The organism is Salinispora goodfellowii, assembly GCF_059570675.1.
Genome location: NZ_JCANTD010000014.1, coordinates 1 through 16069, shown reverse-complemented (window position 1 = coordinate 16069; position 16069 = coordinate 1). Strand labels below are relative to the sequence as shown.

10 protein-coding genes, 1 tRNA gene and 1 pseudogene are annotated in these 16069 nt (G+C 71.0%); 4 read left to right on the top strand and 8 right to left on the bottom strand.

Annotation, left to right across the window (positions count from 1 at the left end; all coding sequences use genetic code 11):
• Positions 1 to 37: 37 nt before the first annotated feature.
• Together T398_RS14895 and T398_RS14890 are read left to right on the top strand one after the other, a co-directional pair.
• A complete protein-coding gene (locus T398_RS14895; protein WP_496447638.1) occupies positions 38 to 1012 on the top strand; it encodes an LLM class F420-dependent oxidoreductase in 975 nt (324 codons plus the stop codon).
• Entirely contained in the window at positions 1009 to 1917 is a 909-nt protein-coding gene (locus tag T398_RS14890) for an SDR family oxidoreductase (RefSeq protein WP_496447514.1), read from the top strand. The genes T398_RS14895 and T398_RS14890 overlap by 4 nt, the downstream gene beginning before the upstream one ends.
• Here the strand turns inward: T398_RS14890 and T398_RS14885 are convergent.
• The 5 genes from T398_RS14885 to T398_RS14865 form a co-directional block, all read right to left on the bottom strand.
• Positions 1805 to 4180, bottom strand: a complete 2376-nt coding sequence (locus T398_RS14885) for a transglutaminase TgpA family protein (protein WP_496447513.1) — start codon at positions 4178 to 4180, stop codon at positions 1805 to 1807. The genes T398_RS14890 and T398_RS14885 overlap by 113 nt on opposite strands.
• Positions 4156 to 5361, bottom strand: coding sequence for a DUF58 domain-containing protein (locus tag T398_RS14880; protein ID WP_496447511.1), 1206 nt, complete (start codon positions 5359 to 5361; stop codon positions 4156 to 4158). Before T398_RS14880 ends, T398_RS14885 begins: the two co-directional genes overlap by 25 nt.
• Before the next feature lie 3 nt (positions 5362 to 5364).
• Positions 5365 to 6360, bottom strand: a complete 996-nt coding sequence (locus tag T398_RS14875) for an AAA family ATPase (protein WP_496447510.1) — start codon at positions 6358 to 6360, stop codon at positions 5365 to 5367.
• Positions 6361 to 6385: 25 nt separating this feature from the next.
• Positions 6386 to 8983, bottom strand: a complete 2598-nt coding sequence (locus T398_RS14870; RefSeq protein ID WP_496447508.1) for a fibronectin type III domain-containing protein — start codon at positions 8981 to 8983, stop codon at positions 6386 to 6388.
• A 147-nt stretch (positions 8984 to 9130) separates the two neighbouring features.
• Positions 9131 to 10384, bottom strand: a complete 1254-nt coding sequence (locus T398_RS14865; protein WP_496447507.1) for a fibronectin type III domain-containing protein — start codon at positions 10382 to 10384, stop codon at positions 9131 to 9133.
• A 212-nt stretch (positions 10385 to 10596) separates the two neighbouring features.
• On the opposite strand from T398_RS14865, the gene T398_RS14860 reads away from it, so the two are divergent.
• A tRNA-Leu gene (locus T398_RS14860) sits at positions 10597 to 10680 on the top strand.
• Here T398_RS14860 and T398_RS14855 read toward each other — a convergent pair.
• The 3 genes from T398_RS14855 to T398_RS14845 form a co-directional block, all read right to left on the bottom strand.
• Positions 10662 to 12338 (bottom strand): recombinase family protein, encoded by a 1677-nt coding sequence (locus tag T398_RS14855; RefSeq protein ID WP_496447505.1) that lies wholly within the window; start codon positions 12336 to 12338, stop codon positions 10662 to 10664. The two genes, T398_RS14860 and T398_RS14855, sit on opposite strands and share 19 nt — an antisense overlap.
• Before the next feature lie 659 nt (positions 12339 to 12997).
• Complete coding sequence (locus tag T398_RS14850; protein ID WP_496447636.1) at positions 12998 to 13924, bottom strand: TRM11 family SAM-dependent methyltransferase; 927 nt, start codon at positions 13922 to 13924, stop codon at positions 12998 to 13000.
• On the bottom strand, positions 13908 to 14876 hold the full coding sequence (locus T398_RS14845) for a hypothetical protein (protein ID WP_496447504.1): 969 nt from the start codon (positions 14874 to 14876) through the stop codon (positions 13908 to 13910). Before T398_RS14845 ends, T398_RS14850 begins: the two co-directional genes overlap by 17 nt.
• A gap of 769 nt (positions 14877 to 15645) precedes the next feature.
• On the opposite strand from T398_RS14845, the pseudogene T398_RS14840 reads away from it, so the two are divergent.
• A pseudogene (locus T398_RS14840) lies at positions 15646 to 16069 on the top strand (hypothetical protein); the annotation flags it as partial.

Genomic DNA, 16069 nt, shown 5'->3' with positions numbered 1-16069 from the left:
GGCCGGACATCATCGACCGATGACGACGCGATGGGGCATGACGGTACCGTTGAGCGGCATCCCGCTGGCCGAGCACGCCACGGTCTACCACGCACTCGACCAGGTCGGCTTCACCGACGTCTGGTCGGCCGAGGTGACCGGGGCGGACGCCTTCACGCCGCTGGCGCTGGCCGCCGCCTGGGCGCCGCGGCTGCGGCTGGGCACCGCGGTGACACCGGTCTTCACCCGCGGACCGGGGCTGCTCGCGATGAGCGCCGCCGCCCTCGCCGAGACCGCCCCCGATCGGTTCGCCCTCGGCATCGGCGCCTCGTCGCCGGTGATCGTCCGGGACTGGAACGCCGGCGAGTTCAGCGAGCCGTACCGGCGCACCCGCGATGTGCTCCGCTTCCTGCGCACCGCCCTGGCCGGAAAGACAGTCGACGGCGCGTACGACACCTTCGCCGTCCGGCGCTTCACCCTGGAACGTCCGCCGGCCGTACCACCGTCGCTGCTGCTCGCCGCGCTGCGCCCCGGCATGCTGCGGCTCGCCGCCGCCGAAGCCGACGGCGTGATCCTCAACTGGCTCGCCGCCACCGACCTACCGCAGGTGCTGAGCGCGCTCGGCCGGGCTCGCCCTGGCTTCGAGGTCGTCGCGCGGATCTTCGTCTGCCCCACCACGGACACCGGGTACGCCCGCGCGCTGGGCCGCCGGCTCATCACCAGCTACCTGACCGTCCCGGCGTACGCGGAGTTCCACCGCTGGCTGGGGCGCGCCGAGGTCTTCGACCCGATGTGGACGGCCTGGGCCGCGGGAGACCGGCGGGGCGCCGGGGCGGCAGTGCCGGACGAGGTGGTGGACGCGCTCGTCCTGCACGGCAGCCCGCCGGAGTGCCGGGCCCAGGTGCAGCGGTATGCCGCGGCTGGTGTGGACCTCCCCGTGCTGGCGCTGCTGCCAACGCCCGAGCTGGCAGCCGGTGACACAGCGGCACTCCTCGACGTGCTCGCCGGGCTGGGCGGGGGTGAGCTCCGATGAACCTCACCGACCGGGTGGCGGTGATCACCGGCGGGGCCGGGGGGATCGGGTCCGCGCTGGCCCGGCGGTTCGCGGCGGAGGGAGCGGCGGCCGTGGTGGTAGCGGATCTGGACCCCGCGGCCGCCCGCGCGGTCGCCGCCGCGGTCGGGCCCGTCGCCCGGCCCGTCGAGGTGGACGTCACCGACGAGGAGCAGGTTCACGCGCTGGTCACCGAGACCGAGCGACGCCACGGGCGGATCGACCTGTTCTGCGCCAACGCTGGCGTGGCTACCGGTGGGGGAGTGGCCGCGCCGGACGCCGACTGGGATCGAGCCTGGCGGGTCAACGTGCTCTCCCACGTCTACACCGCCCGGGCGGTGCTGCCGGCGATGCTCGCCCGCGGCGGTGGGCACCTGCTCATGACCTGTTCGGCCGCGGGCGTGCTGACCGCGGTGGGGGACGCGCCCTACGCGGCCACGAAGCATGCCGCGGTCGCCTTCGCCGAGTGGCTCGCCATCACCTACCGAGACCAGGGCGTCCGGGTCAGTGCGCTGTGCCCGCAGGGCGTCGCCACCCCGATGCTCACCGAAGGACTGGCCGCGGGGCACCTGGCCGCGCGGGTCGTCGCCGCCTCCGGCACGGTACTCACCCCGGACCAGGTGACCGACGCGGTGATCACCGGGCTCGCCGAGGAACGGTTCCTGATCCTGCCGCACCCGGAGGTCGCCGAGTACGCCCGCCGCCGGGCGGAGGATCCCGACGGCTGGCAGGCCGGGCTGCGCAAACTCGTTCGCCGGCTGACCGGGTCGACAGTCAGGTCCGGGCGCTCCGCCGGCGCCGATCCGCCCGGTCCCGACGCAGCGGACCAGGGTGGACCGGCCACAGCAGACGGCGCCACCAGGGACGGGCCACCCGCAGCGCCGTGACATATGCCCGGGCGATCGCCGCGGCCCGTTCCGCCTGCCGCTCGGTGAGCGTGCCCGGGGCGAAGGCCACCCGGTTGAGCAGGTCCGCCAACTCGGTGATCCCCACCGCCGCGACCGGCGCCGGCTCCGCCTCGGCCCCGCGGGCCCGCGTCAACACGTCGCGCGCCAGCACGGCGACCTCGGTGGCGGCCAGATCACCGGTGGCCGGCTGCCCGGCGAGCCGCAGCGCGTCGGTCACCTCCCGCCAGGCACCACCCACCCGCTCGCCGGGGGAGCCGCGCTCCAGCCGGCCCCGGCTCAGCGCCCGGCGTAGCCACAGCAGCGTCAGCAGCACCAGTGCCGCCAAGGCCAGCCCACCCCCGACCGCACCACCGCCGACCAGCAGCACCGACGGTGAATCGCCGGTGGCGTCTGCCGGCGCCGCGGGTGCGCCGGAGGCCGGCGGGGTGACCGGCGGCTCCGTGCTCGGCTCCGGCGTCGGCGACGGCGGCTCCTCCGGCGGGGGACGCAACCCCTCCTCGACCGGCCGGGGCTCGGTGTCCGGCTGGGGCAGCGGATCGAACGGTACCCAGCCCAGCCCGTCGAACAACACCTCCGGCCAGGCGTACGCGTCCCCGGCCCGCACCGGCCCGTCGCCCGACGGCCGGAACCCGACCACCACCCGGGTCGGCAACCCCACCAGCCGGCCCAGCACCGCGAACGCCGCCGCGAACTGCTCCGACGTTCCCCGCTGCCCGCCCGCGTTGCGCGGGCCGAACAGGAAGAACTCCAGATTCGGGTACGCGTGCCCACTCGGGGCGTCCGGCACCAGCCGGTAGTGCTCGGCGAGGAACTGCTCCACCGCGGCCGCCCGTTGGTACGGGGCGCCGACCGACTCGCTGAGCTGCTCCGCCAACTGGCGCAGCGACTCCGGCACCCCGTCGGCGACCCGCAGCACCCGCGCCACCTCCGCCCCGGCCGGCACCTCCGCCGTAGCCAGCAGGTTGACCTCCGGCCGCTCCTGGGCGGACGTCACCGTGTACCGCAGCCCGGGGGCCAGCCCTTCCGGGTGAATCAGGGTCCCGGTCGCCCGGTCGTACGCCACCCGCGCCCCGGTCACCTCCCGCGGGGTGGCGACGGCCGGCAACAACCGTCCGGTCAACTCGGCGACGGTGAGCTCCTGGCGGACCGTCTCGACGATGCTCCCCGGTGCGGTATCCGTCGCCGGGAGGATCCGGCCGGCGTTGCGGTACGTCGCGCCGACCTGCCAAGTAACCCCGTCGTAGTCACTGAGCACCGCCAGCCGGATCCGCGTCCCGGCACCGTCCGGGTCTGCCTCGTCGGGGGCGAGGGTCGTCACGTCCAGCAGCTTCTGCTCCGGTTGCAGCGCCCAACCCGAGATCCGGATCAACGGATTCTCGTCCAGCGAGTCCACGCGGGGCGGCTCCACATACCGGCGCGGGTCAACCGGCCGGCCGCCGATCACGCCGACGAGCGCGGGACCGAGCAGGACCGCCAGTGCCACCACAACCGCCGTACCGGCCGCGGACGCCCCGACGAGCCGGATCCGCGCCGCCGCGCCGGCCTTCGGCGGCAGCCCCGCCAGCCGGTCCGCAGCGGCCGGCCGGTCCCGCCCCGGCAACGCGAGCCCGAGCACCGCCACCGCCACGAAGACCAGCGTCGGCCCGACCGCCGGCTCCGCGTTCGGCCCGACCAGGTAGACGGCGCCCGCGAAGAGCAGCACCGGCGGCAGGTACCCGAGCAATACCCGACCCGCCCGCAACGCCACCTCACTGGCGGCCAGCCCGGCCAACCAGGCGGCGATCACCGGAACGAGGACCGTGTCCGGCGTCGGCTCCACCGGAATCATGGCGGTCAACAGTCGGGGAACGCCGTTGCGGGCGGCCTCGCCAGCGATCTGCACCAGCGGGCCGGGCAGGTCGGCGCGATCGGCGGTGAGCCGCAACGACCACAGTGTCCACGCCGCCAGCCCGAGCACCGACAGCGGCGCCACCAGCCACGAGGGCAGCCGCCGACAGAGCACCCCCACCAGCACCGAGCCGGCCGCGGCACCAGCAACCAGCAGCGGGAGCAAACCTCCGGCGTACGTCCGCCCGAGGACAACCCCGGCCAGCGCCACCAGCACGACCAACACCACCGCCAACGGCAGCTCCGAGGTCAGGAGCGAGCCGGGTGCGGACACCGGTGAAACCCCGCGACTCCTCCCCGCGGCGAGACCGGCACCGCGCTCGGCCGTCCTCACCACCGTCGCACCCGATCCCACTCGGCGGCGAAGGCAGCACCGTCCACCGCGTCGATCACCACCAGGCCGGTCGTCGGCGACTGTGCCGGCTCCGCCGCCCCGAAAACCCCGACAACCACCGACGGGTACGCGCCGCGGAGCGCACCGAACCGGCCGAGCGTCTCCCGCCCACCCGGGCCGGTGAGCGCGATCAGGGTGTCGCCGAGGCGGTCCCCCCGCAGCCGGGTCAGGGTGGCGTCCAAGGTGTCGGCACCGAGCCCCGCCGCCGCCAGCCGATCCAGCGGGCCCACCACCCCGGCGTCCGGCGCGCCCGCCGCGCTGACCTCCCGCTCCGGGCCGATCCCCCCGGCACCCGCCGCGCTGACCTCCTCCGCCGGGGCCACCAACACCAGCACCACCGGCAGATCGGCCCGGTACGCGGCGGTCAGCACCGACGCCGCCGCCTCACAGGCCGACTCGAACGACTCCGCCAGACCAGCCGACCGCCGCGGATGAGCCACCGCCCGGTTGTCCAGCAACACCACCAGGCGAGGCAGGCTGGTGTCCACGTTCTCCCGAACCATCAGCTCGCCCACCCGCGCACTGGTCCGCCAGTGCACCCGACGCAGTTCGTCCCCGACCACGTACTCCCGCAGCGAGTCGAAGGTGATCGAACCGTGCGGGACGGAATCCACCTGGCCGTCCAGGCTGCGCCCCGCGCCGGTGGGCATCACGTTCAGTGGATGGACCCGCGGGTGCACCCACACCGGCACCGACTCGCCGTACGGGCGCGACAACGACACCAGACCCAGCGGGTCCCGCCGGGTCACCCGCAGCGGACCCACCGGCACCACGCCCCGGCGGGTCGTCGGCACGTCGTACCGGGCCGTGGTGTCCTGCCCCGGTCGCAGCCGCAACACCGGCACCGGCACCGGCACCCCACCACAGCGGTCCTCGGCGACCAGGTTCGCCGACCGGAGCCGGCCACTGTTGCAGACGGTCACCGTCATCGTCGCCGGCTCACCGCGCCCCACCCGGTCCGGCTCGGCCCGGCGGACCACCGCCAACCGGGGCCGCCACGCGGCCACGGCCAACGCGTAGCCGCCCGCGGTCGCCCCCGCCGCGCCCAGCAACGCCAACTCCGGGTACGCGAATCGGAAGCCCGCCGCCAGCAGGGCAGCGGCAGCGACAAACAACCCGACCCCCCGGGCAGTAACCCCCACAGCTCAACCGCGGACCGTGGCGGCCTGCCCGGACGGCAACGGCACCGGCACCGAGGCGATGGCCTGACGCAGCACCTCCGTCGGGGTCACCCCCCGCACCTGCGCCTCCGGGGTGAGGAGCAGTCGATGCGTGAACACCGGCTCAGCGAGCAGCTTCAGATCCTCCGGCATGATCCACCCCCGGCCGTCGATCAGCGCGTACGCGCAGGCCGCCCGGGTCAACGCGATCACCCCACGCGGGCTCACCCCCACCCGGACCTGCCGATGGTCCCGGGTCGCCGCGGCGATCCGCACCGCGTACGTGTACAACGGCTCGGCGATGTGCACCCGGCGCGCCATCCGCACCATCCCCTCGACCGTCGCGGTGTCGGTGACCGGGGTCAGCGCCTCGGGAGAACGCGCCGTCGCGCCCCGTAGCACCTCCACCTCAACCGCCTCGTCCGGATAGCCGACCGACAGCTTCACCAGGAACCGGTCCAACTGCGCCTCCGGCAGCCGGTACGTGCCATCCATCTCCACCGGGTTCTGCGTCGCCACCACCAGGAACGGCTGCGGAACCGGATGGCGCACCCCGTCCACCGTCACCGTGCGCTCCTCCATCACCTCCAGCAGCGCCGACTGGGTCTTCGGCGACGCCCGGTTGATCTCGTCGGCGATGACGATGTTGGCGAAGACCGGGCCCGGATGAAACTCGAACTCCCGACTGGCCTGGTTGTAGATCGTCACCCCGGACACGTCCGACGGCAGCAGGTCCGGGGTGAACTGGATCCGGCGCCACTTACCCTGCACCGTGGCGGCGACCGCCCGGGCCAGCGTCGTCTTGCCGACCCCCGGCACATCCTCCAGCAGCACATGACCCTGCGCGAAGAGGGCGGTCAGGGCCAACCGGACCACCTCCGGTTTGCCCAGGACAACCGCGTTGATGTTCTCGGCCAGCCGGGCGGCGAGGGCGGCGAAGCCCTGCACCTCCGACTGATTTAGTAACCCGGGGGAACTCACGCTGGTGCTCCTTGCCTGGCGTCGGTCAGCAGGTTGGCAGAGCGTTGATGTCGTCACCACCGTCGAGGTTCAGCCAGGCCCACGGAATGTAGTTGCGCCCCTGGTAGTCGACCTGCACCCACCAGGTGCTCTCTTTGTGCCCGTTGTAGACGAAGGCGTACACCTCCTCGCCCGCCCGCCGGCAGTACGCCTTCAACCGCGTGCCCGGCTTGGCCCACCCGACCTGCCGGGGGTCCTCCTGGCGCGGCACCGAGAAGATCTCGTTGCCGTTGCGGCCGTCCACGTCGGCGTCGCAGTATGTCGTCTGGTCCCCGGAGTCGCCGTTTTCGCAGGTCGCCGTCCCGGACAGCACCGCCGTCGACTGCCCCCGGGTCGCGCTGCCCGGGCCGGCCACGTTCGTCGCCGTCACCGTGAACGTGTACGCCGTGCTGGCAGTCAGCCCGGACAACGTGATCCGGGAACACGGGCCGGACTTCGCCGGCTTGCCACCGGTGCGCAACGTGCAGGTCGCCTCACCGCCGCCCGCATCCACAGTGAAGCTCACCGTCACCGCGGTGGCGGTCGCCGACGACCCGGTCACCGTCACTTTCGGCGCGGCCACGGTCCGCGCGGTGACCGTCGCCTCCGGCCCCGGCCCGGCCTCGTTTACCGCCCGCACCGTGACCGTGACCTGCTTCCCGTCACCCAGCCCGCCGACCGTCGTCCGAGTGTCGGTCACCTCGCTCTGCTGACCACCCACGTCCACCCGGTACGCCGTTACCGGCCGGCCGTTCGCCGCCGCCGGCCCCCACCGCACCGCTACCGTCCCCGGCTGCTCCGCCACCGTCGTGGCCTGTAGCTCCACCGGCTCCCCCGGCGGCGCGTACGGCACCACCGTGTTACTCACCGGCGAGGCCGCCGAACCCGCACCCCTGTCATTGACCGCGACGACCGAGAACGCGTACTGCCGGCCGAACTCCAGCTCGCCCGCCGGCACCACCAGCTCCGTCCCGGTCGCCTCCCCGGCCAGGGAGTTCGTGCCGGCCGAGGTGGCTGTCACCACGTACCGGTCGATCGTGTTGCCCTGCCCGTCCGCCGCCGGCCAGCGCACCGCGACCGTCCCGTCCGGGCGCGCCTCGGCGGTCGCGCTCGCCGGCGGGTCCGGCACCTCCGCCGTCGGCGTCACCGGGTTGCTGGTCCGCGCCGGGCCGTCCCCCTTGGCGTTGACCGCGAACACCGAGAAGGCGTACGTCTCCCCGTTGGTCAGCCCCTTGATCTCCACCGTCCGCTGGTTGGCGCCGACCTCGACGCGCTGCCCACCGCCGGACACCACGTACTTGATGATCTCGGCGCCGTTGGCGGCGGCGGCCCGCCAGCTCACCCCGGCCTGGGCATCTCCGGCCGCCGCGGTGACCGCCTGCGGTGGACCCGGCCGGCTCTCCTTCGGCTTCGGCGGTGGGGGCGGGGGTGGGGGAGCGGGCGGCGGGTCACCGCCCAGCACGTCGTTGGCGTACTTGTCGACGTCCCGCATCCGGTGCCGGTCGTCCACCACCCGGGCGATCGACGCGTCCGGAGCGTTGATGAACAGGTGGTTCTCCCGAACCTCCAGTTCAAGCGGACCAGCCGGTGCGCCGGACATCGAATCGACCAGCCGGCCGGCCTCGTCGAGTACGTACACGGTGCCGGTGGCCTCGTCGGCGCAGTAGAACCGGCCCGCCCACGACACCGCCGGGCTGAGGTCGTCCCCTTCGCCGGGCACCGTGAAACTCGTGACCACCCCGCCCGCGACCACGTGCACCTGCCGTTGCGACGGCACCGTGACCGGCACCGCCGACCCGTTGGTCCGGGCGGGCAGGACCGCCGGCGCGGAGGTCTCCAGCGGTGTCCGCGTCACATCCCCCTGGCGCACCATGATCAGCGACCCCGCCGTCCGGTCGAGCACCGCCACCCCGTCATCCAGCGCGGAGACGATCAACTCGTGATGCGGCTCGGTGATGTCGTACGTCTCGATCAGCTCCGGGTTCAGGCCCCCCTCGGTGGAGGCCGACGGTGACGGCAACGGCGCGGCACCGATCGCCGCGACGGTTCCCTCGCTCGGCACCGCGATCCACAGCCGACCTTCACCGTCGATCGAGCCACCGGTGATACCGGGAGGAAAGTGGACCGAATTGCCGATCGGCGTCAGCGAACGCGGGTCGAGCTGCCGGACGACGCCCTGCACCGCGTCCACCACGAACGCCGCCTCCTCGTGTAGCACGACGTTCACCCCGAGACCGGGTGTGGTGGGGGAGGTCGCGAGGATCCGCAACGTGGCGAGGTCCAGCGAGCTGACCTGGCCCGTGCTCAGATCCCGCAGAACGAGCAGCCGGTCGGTCTGGGTGACCTGCACCGGATGCTGCCGTGCACCCGGAACCTCCAGCCGGGTGTCCACCCGCGCCGTCACCCCGTTGACCCGAGCCAACTCACCGCGAACACTGCTCCACAGCCAGGAACTGGCGTCGAAGGTTGCCACCGCGTTGTCGGCGGCGCCGACCCCGAGCACAGTGAGCCCCATCGCAGCCAGCAGTGCCGTCACAGTGGCGATGGTGACCAGCCCGCCACGAAACCGGCGGCGTGGAGTCACGACATTGTTGACGGTGGCCACAACCAATTGCCTCCCCGTATCGGTTGAGCAGGTGACGGGTCCGAAGCCGGCGGCCCTCCCAGAAGTCGGGTGCCATCCTATTTGGCTCGCGACGGCAAGGAAACCCGTACCGTCCACCGGTGTGCACGCAGCGTACTTCCCGGCGACCTACCGCTCGCGATTGGTGCACACCTGCCCGGACGTGGTGAACGTCTCCGTTGAATACACCGCCAAAACCGTGAAGCAGTAGTCCACCTCGGCACTCAGACCATTGAGCGTGTAGCTGGTCCGCCCCGGCTCCACCCGATCCTTCGCCCCCAACTGCTGCCCCGCCTGACCGGCGGCAACCACGAATGGAACGGTGCCGCCGGACGGATCCGTCCAGGTGATAGTCACCGAGGTCAGGTCATCCCGCAAACTCAGGTCCGTCGGCGGCGGCGCACTCGGCGCCCCGCTCGGCGTTCCCGCCGCCGACGCCGGCGGCGTCTCCGGCAGCGGCGCTGCCGCCGGATCGGTCCGAAGAAGCACCACCAAGCCCGTGCCGACGATCGCCACCGCGGCCACGCCCGCCGCGGCGACCACCGCGGTCCAGTTCCGGCCCCGCCGCTGCGGCTCCCGTGCCGGATGTCTGGCAGGCAGCAGACCGACAACGGTGTCGTCCAGCATCCGAGATGGGACTGGCGCGGGGTAACTGGCTGGGACCCCAGGAGCGGGGCGGGCGGCAACAGAGTTGTACGGGGATTGGGGCCCCCAGGACCGGTCCGGTCGGGGCCGTGGCCTGCCGCCGTGCCCGTCCGGTCTTGGTCCGACCGCCGGCCGCTGTGGTGTCACCTGCCCGGCATGATCGGGAGACGGACCCGGTGGAGCCGGGGCGGCTGCCGGTGAAACCAGCGGCTGCGCCCGTCGAACGTCCGAGGGCTGCGCCGCGACCATCCCGGCCCCCGGGTGCCCCGGACTGTGCTGCGTGGGAGGCGGGGGGCTCGGCGTGCCGGACGAGCCGCCAGCCAGGCCCGCCTCGTCGAGGTAGGCCCGGGCCGCGCGGACCGACGAATGGTCGGCCCCGAGTGCGGCCGGACCGGCGGTAACCATCCGGTGGAAGTTGCGGCGCGCCTCGTGTCGGTTACCGAGTTCGTCCGCCACGGTCGCCAGCTCGAAGACGAGGGCCAGTAACACGGGATCGGCGTCCGACCGGAGGCGTTCACCCGCCGCGAGCGCCTCCTCCAACACCCGGCGGGCGGCGCTCGGGTCGCCCGCCTCCCGGTGTAGTCGCGCCAGGAGGTGCGCGGTGTCCAGCATCTCGGGATGATCCGGGCCGTACGGTGGCGGATGGGCCGACTCCACGGTTTCGGTGAGTAGTCGACGCGCGCCGGCCAAGTCGCCAGCGTGACGCAGGGCGAGAGCCCGATGCCGCACTGCGGCCAAAGGGGAAGGCGAGGGATACGACACGTGGTCATGCTGCCGGCCCGACGTGCCCCGACGCTACCGCAACAGCGCTCCTGGCCGGTATTGCCGCCCGCCGAGAGCCGATGTGCATGATCCATCCGGGCGGTGTACAGTAACTCCTCGTGCGGCCCGCTGGGTAGCCGACAGGTGAGAAGATCACTTCGGCCATCGCGGTAGGCTGGACGACGCAAGTCCGGGTGGCGGAATGGCAGACGCGCTAGCTTGAGGTGCTAGTGCCCGTATAGGGCGTGGGGGTTCAAGTCCCCCCTCGGACACAAACCATTTCCCCACGGTGCGCGCTGAGATCCACTTCAGCGCGCACCGTTTGCGTTTCGGGCTGGTAGTTCAGCCGGAGGCCGAGTTGCCGGTAGACCTTGGCCTTGTCGGCTGGGTCGGCGTCGCGGAGCACGGCGGTGATATCCCCGAGTGTGGTCACCAGGGCGGTGATTTCTGCTCGGGTCAGCCGGTGTGGGGTGGTGCTCGCGAGTGCGTGTAGTTCTGCTTCGGCGCGGTCGGTCTGGGTCTGGGTGATCCAGGCGGTAACTACCGTCGGGTCTGCGCCAGCGTCGAGGGCGGCGCGGTAGCGCTCTAGCTTGGCGTCGCACTCGGTGATGATGGTCTGGGCTGGTGTGCCGGTTGCGGGCGGATGGGCTACTGGTTGGGCGTCGGCCAGCGTGGTGATGGTGTGTTCGAGGTGTTGGGGGGCGAAGGCGGAGGCGAGCCAGGTGTCGAGTGGGTCGGTGAGGGCGTCCTCGCGTAGGTACACGTTGCGGGGGTGTGGGAGATGGTTGGCGAGGGCGTACTCCTGTGGGAATCGGCAGCGGTAGTAGGCGTCGCCGTGGTTGTACTGGCCCTGCATGCGTCGGTCGCAGGCGGCGCAGTAGATGATGCCGCGGAAGACGTACGGGTTGCGAGTGCGCTGCCGGAGGTGTTGGCCGCCGGTTCCCCGTCCGCGATGTCGCAGTATCGCTTGGGCTTGCTCGAAGGTCGTGTCGTCGATGAGTGGTTCGTGGGTGATCTCCTTGGAGACCACCCATTTGTCGCGGGGGTTCCAGCGCATGACGCCGGTGTGGCCCATTGCCACGTCGTCGACGTCGAGCAGTACCTCGTCGGTGCGTTGTTTGTTCCAGACTTGCCGGCCGGTGTAGCGGGGGTTGGTGAGGATGACCCGTACGGCGCTTTTGGACCAGGCGATGCCGCTGCGGTGCCGGTTGCGGGCGCGGTCATGCGCTGAGGGGCAGGGCACGTGATTGGCGGTGAGTCCTTCAGCGATGGCGAACAGGCCGATACCGGCGAGGAATTCGGTGAAGATCTGCCGGACAATCGGGGCGGTCTGTTCGTCTGGGATGAGGCCTTTGAGTTGTTTGCCGTTGGCGGCTTTGGCCGGGTTGGGGTGGGGTCCGAGTTCGCGGAGTGTGTAGCCGTATGGCGGGCGTCCGCCGAGGTAGCGGCCCTCGAGGAGGGTCTGGGCGGCCATGGCGGTGCGGACGCGCAGTTTGATCCGGTTACGTTCGCCCTTGCTCATGCCGCCGAAGACGGACATGACCAGTTCGTGGGCTTCGTTGTCAGGGTCGATCGGACCGCCGATTTCGGGCACCCACAGTTCGACGCCGTAGTGGGTGAACAGCGGCACCGTGAGACCGAACTGGTTGCCGTAGAACGCGCGGTGGGGTTCGCCGACCACGACGGCAGAGAACCCGCGACGTGGATCGCGGAGCGCCGCGAGAAGACGGCTGGCCTGGATCCGGCGTTGCCAGGGGAGGGAGCGGCTCTGACCGACGTCGAAGTACTCCGTGACGATTTGTCCACTGTGCGGGCGGATGATGGTGGTCGCCCGGGTGAGTTGCCAGCTCCGGGACGACTCGGGGTCCTGGTTGTCCTCGGTCGACACGCGTCCGTAGAAGGCGAAGGGTTTCGGTTGAGGGGTGGGCATCAGTGCTCCTGTTGCGAGTTGTCGGTGCGGCGTGGGTTGGCGTGTCTGAGTAGCGTGAGAAGTGCGGCAGCTGCGGCGGGGTGCAGCTCGGGTGGCTGACCGGGTACCACCACGCGGGTGACCCCGGATGTTTCGCGGCCGTCGACGGTCTCAACGGTCCATGGACCATCGTCTTCGCTGGGCTGGTCAAGTCGCTTGTCGGGGGGCGTGATCGAATCCGGCTCGTTGCGTTGTGGTGAATGGTGGCCGGGCGGCAGCGTCATGTGCCTCCGTCCGGCGGGCGCCCCGGCTGGGAAGCGCGGCATTGGGCGAGCCCCATTCGCTCCTCGGTCGCCGTCGCCTCACTGCGAGCGCGTGCGGGTTGGAGGGCGATGACAGCATTGTCTTCGTGGCTGGGCGGGATTGTGGCGCTGCAGCTCATTGCGCTCGTGACTCGCGTCATGGCGAGTGGGTGGGTTGCCATCGGATTTGCCCTTCGGGTAGTCGTGTGCCGGTTGCTGCGGTGAGCATGAAGAAGCGGCCGGTGCCGTTAGGAACCGGCCGCTCGTCAAGTGGTGCGGCTTTACGTCTCTGTGGTTGTCAGATCGGCTTGGTAGCTCTTGAGATGGGGGTGACCGTTGACTCGGAGTTGAGGGAGGGAGTGCGGTGGGTGCCTGTGGTCATGTCCCCACCCTGCTTCCCGGATTCAGCGGCTTGCCGAGTACCAGCAGGTCCTCGTGTGCGATCAGGTGCATCGGCACTCCGGCGGCCCTTGCCTTGCGAACTTGCTGAAGCTGGAAGAACGACGGCCGGGCGACGAGCCGTCCGCCGCGGACGGCGGCGAGTAGGGCGACGCACCGTTCGAGCGGCACGAAGCCGGCGGCGGTGCCCGCGGCCAGGACCGCCGAGGGTAGGTCGACCAGTTCGCCGCGTTTGCGCCAGGGTCGGGCGGTTATGACGACCACCCCGCCGGGGCGCAGCAGGGTGTGGCAGCCGCGCAGGATTCCGGTGAACCCCTCAACAAGCCCAGCCAGGGATGAGCGGTAGGCGAGATTGCCCTTGTCCTCGCCGTAGCGGTTGTCGAACTTGGCGACTCCGTCACTGCCGGGGCGGACGAGGCCGTGCACGGTTGACCCGTACGGTGGCGAGGTCACCACGAGGGCGACCTGTTCCTGTAGGACGGCGGGTAGCAGCGTGGTCAGCTGGGTGGCGTCACCGCGGATCACCGAGCCGCGGCCGGTGGCGCCGTGTCGGTGGGCGTGGGCGATGTTGAGGTCGGCGATGTCGGACCATTGGGACTCGTACTCCACGCCGATCGCGTCACGGCCGGCGTGGATGGCCTCGACGATGGTGGTGCCGATTCCGCACATGGGGTCGAATACCAGGTCGCCGGGTTGGGTGTAGGAGCGCACGGCGTGGGCGGCGATCGCGGGCAGCATCCTGGCCGGGTGCTTGACCGACTGGGGCACGTATCGGCCGCGTCGCTGGACGGGGCCGTTCGACTGGGCGGTTGCCCAGACCGACAGGGCCTGCGGCCACGTGGTCGTCTGGTTCGGGCTCGCTGTGCCGCTGGGGGAGTGGGTCGAGGGGTCAGGCATGCCGGTCACCGTCCTGTGCGGCATTCCGTGAGTTCCTCGACTTCCTGGGCGCGCGATAGCGTGATCGTGATGAGGAACCCGTGGGTTCCTGCTGAGAGTCCGTCGATTTCGCTGAACCCGCGGGGAGTTGCTTGTGGGTGAAGACGAGCAGGTCGGCGTGGACCTTGATGTGGAGTACGAACTCCTGTGCTTCGGTGGCGCGGGCCAACGACAGTAGTTCCTCATCGGGTGCGCCGTAGGTGAACCGGTCGCCGTCGGTGTCGGCGGCGACCGCGACGATGTGTTGTAGGTAGCCGAGTCCGGCACCTGCGGCGGCGTCGACGACGGGTGTGAAGTCCTCTGGGGCTGCGAGCGTGCCGGCCGGGACGCCGACGACGAGGACTAGGCATCCACCGGGGTGTAGCAGTTTGGTGCAGACGGCAAGCAGCCAGGCCAGGCGGACCCGGTTGTCCGCGTCGCTGCTGGCCTCGAGCGGCCAGGTGGCCACGACGAGGCTGGTGCGGCCCTGCAGGTCGTCGCCGTCGCCGGGCACGACGGCCGGGTCATCGCCGGCGAACGGATCGGGGTCGCGGAGGTCGTCGCCGAACCAGGTCCGGAGATCATCCGGATCCTCGGGGTCCAGGTCGTTGTCGGGTTCGTCGGGCTGTGGCGTCTGCGGCCCGACTATCAGCGTGGAGGCGCCGGTGAACCAGGCTGGGTGGTGTCGGCGACCGCCGCGTAGGCAAGCGGTGTCCAGCACGTGCTCGTCGGTGAGGTTGACGATCGCCTCGCCGGGCCGGCTGTAGGCGGCGATGAGTCGGTAGGCCAGTCGGTTGGAGATGGTCGTGCTCTGGTCGTCGCCGCTGCGGGCGGTGCGCCAGACGGTGATCGGTACCGGTGGGTCGCCGGCGACCAGATCCATCGAAGGGGTGTGAGTGGTGTCGCCCTGATGGGCAGGCTGCGGCGTGGAGTGCTCGCTCATATGGTGTTGGCTCCGTGCCGCGCCGTGATGCGCTGACGTCTACCAATCGGTGTTTGTCAGTCGTGGCGAACACTTGGCGATCTGACAGCGCCATCATCTGGTCTGACAGTCCACGTTCTACCCGGTTTGTCCGGTAGCTGCTCCCGTCCGGCCGGGTACCGAACGTGCGTTGACAGACGCGATCGGCATCTGTCAGCGGATCGGTTGTCAGATCGGGGGTGGGCCGTGCTGCCGGCAGCGGCAAAGTTGGATCGCTTTGTCAGAGACTTCCGTAGCGGGCCTGAGACGGCGATGAGCCGTCACCCTGAGAGGCCAGCCCGTCTCCGCGCGCGTGGCCCGGGGTTTCGCGTCCCGGACGCCCGAGCGCGACATCCGCGATTGTCGCTGACGAGGGCACGTGACCAACGACGCTTACATCAGCGGTAGTCCTTGGCGTTGTCAGAGGCGATGTGCCAGTCAGAGGTTGACGAGGCGTCGGCTCGGCGTGGCTCCGCGGTTGTCAGATCACGGTGAGCGTGGGGTGAGGAGTTCGTCCAGCCGCTTGTCATTGCCGTGTCAGATGCCAGTGGCGTACTGCCCGCATGGGGATTCGCCGATGTCGGTGTTGATTCCTTTCTGATGGCCCTCTGTTATTTGGAGTTTTGACATGTCTGTGTCCGATACCCCGGACTGGTCAACATCTCATCTGCTCGCTGTCGACCACGCGTTCAAGGCGTTGACATCCGATTCGGCGCCGATGGCACTCGATTGTGGCAGCTTGGCTCGCGACATGGTCGGCAAGGTGGATTTGCCTTCCGGTGTTGTTTGCTTGCCGGTGTTGCGGGATTGGTTACTTACGCGTCCGGGTAATTACGGCGGCCGTGATGTGGTGTGGCGGGAACTGGTTGCTCGGGCCCGGTTACGGGGTGTCGAGTGGACGATCGCAGCGGTCGGGATGGCGATGCCCGCGCTGGTGCGGATTGCCGGGCAGTTGTCCGCCGGCTACCGGGGTGATCCGGCCGACATCGATTGCGAGGTGCTGACCGGGTTCCTGGAGGCCCTACGCGACCACCTCGATGTGACCCGGCCAGCGTTATACGCGTCGCTGACCATGGCCGCGTGGCGGGCCGGGCGGCAGCTACGGCTGGCCGACGAGCAGGCAATGCCGGTCGAGGATATCGAGCACGTGGCGGCTGGACCCCGCACGCCGAAGG

Bases quoted from the DNA above. Each gene is read 5' to 3' on its own strand.
- T398_RS14855 (WP_496447505.1), bottom strand. From the start codon at position 12,338: ATGCCCACCCCTCAACCGAAACCCTTCGCCTTCTACGGACGCGTGTCG.
- T398_RS14895 (WP_496447638.1), top strand. From the start codon at position 38: ATGACGGTACCGTTGAGCGGCATCCCGCTGGCCGAGCACGCCACGGTC.
- T398_RS14890 (WP_496447514.1), top strand. From the start codon at position 1,009: ATGAACCTCACCGACCGGGTGGCGGTGATCACCGGCGGGGCCGGGGGG.
- T398_RS14845 (WP_496447504.1), bottom strand. From the start codon at position 14,876: ATGAGCGAGCACTCCACGCCGCAGCCTGCCCATCAGGGCGACACCACT.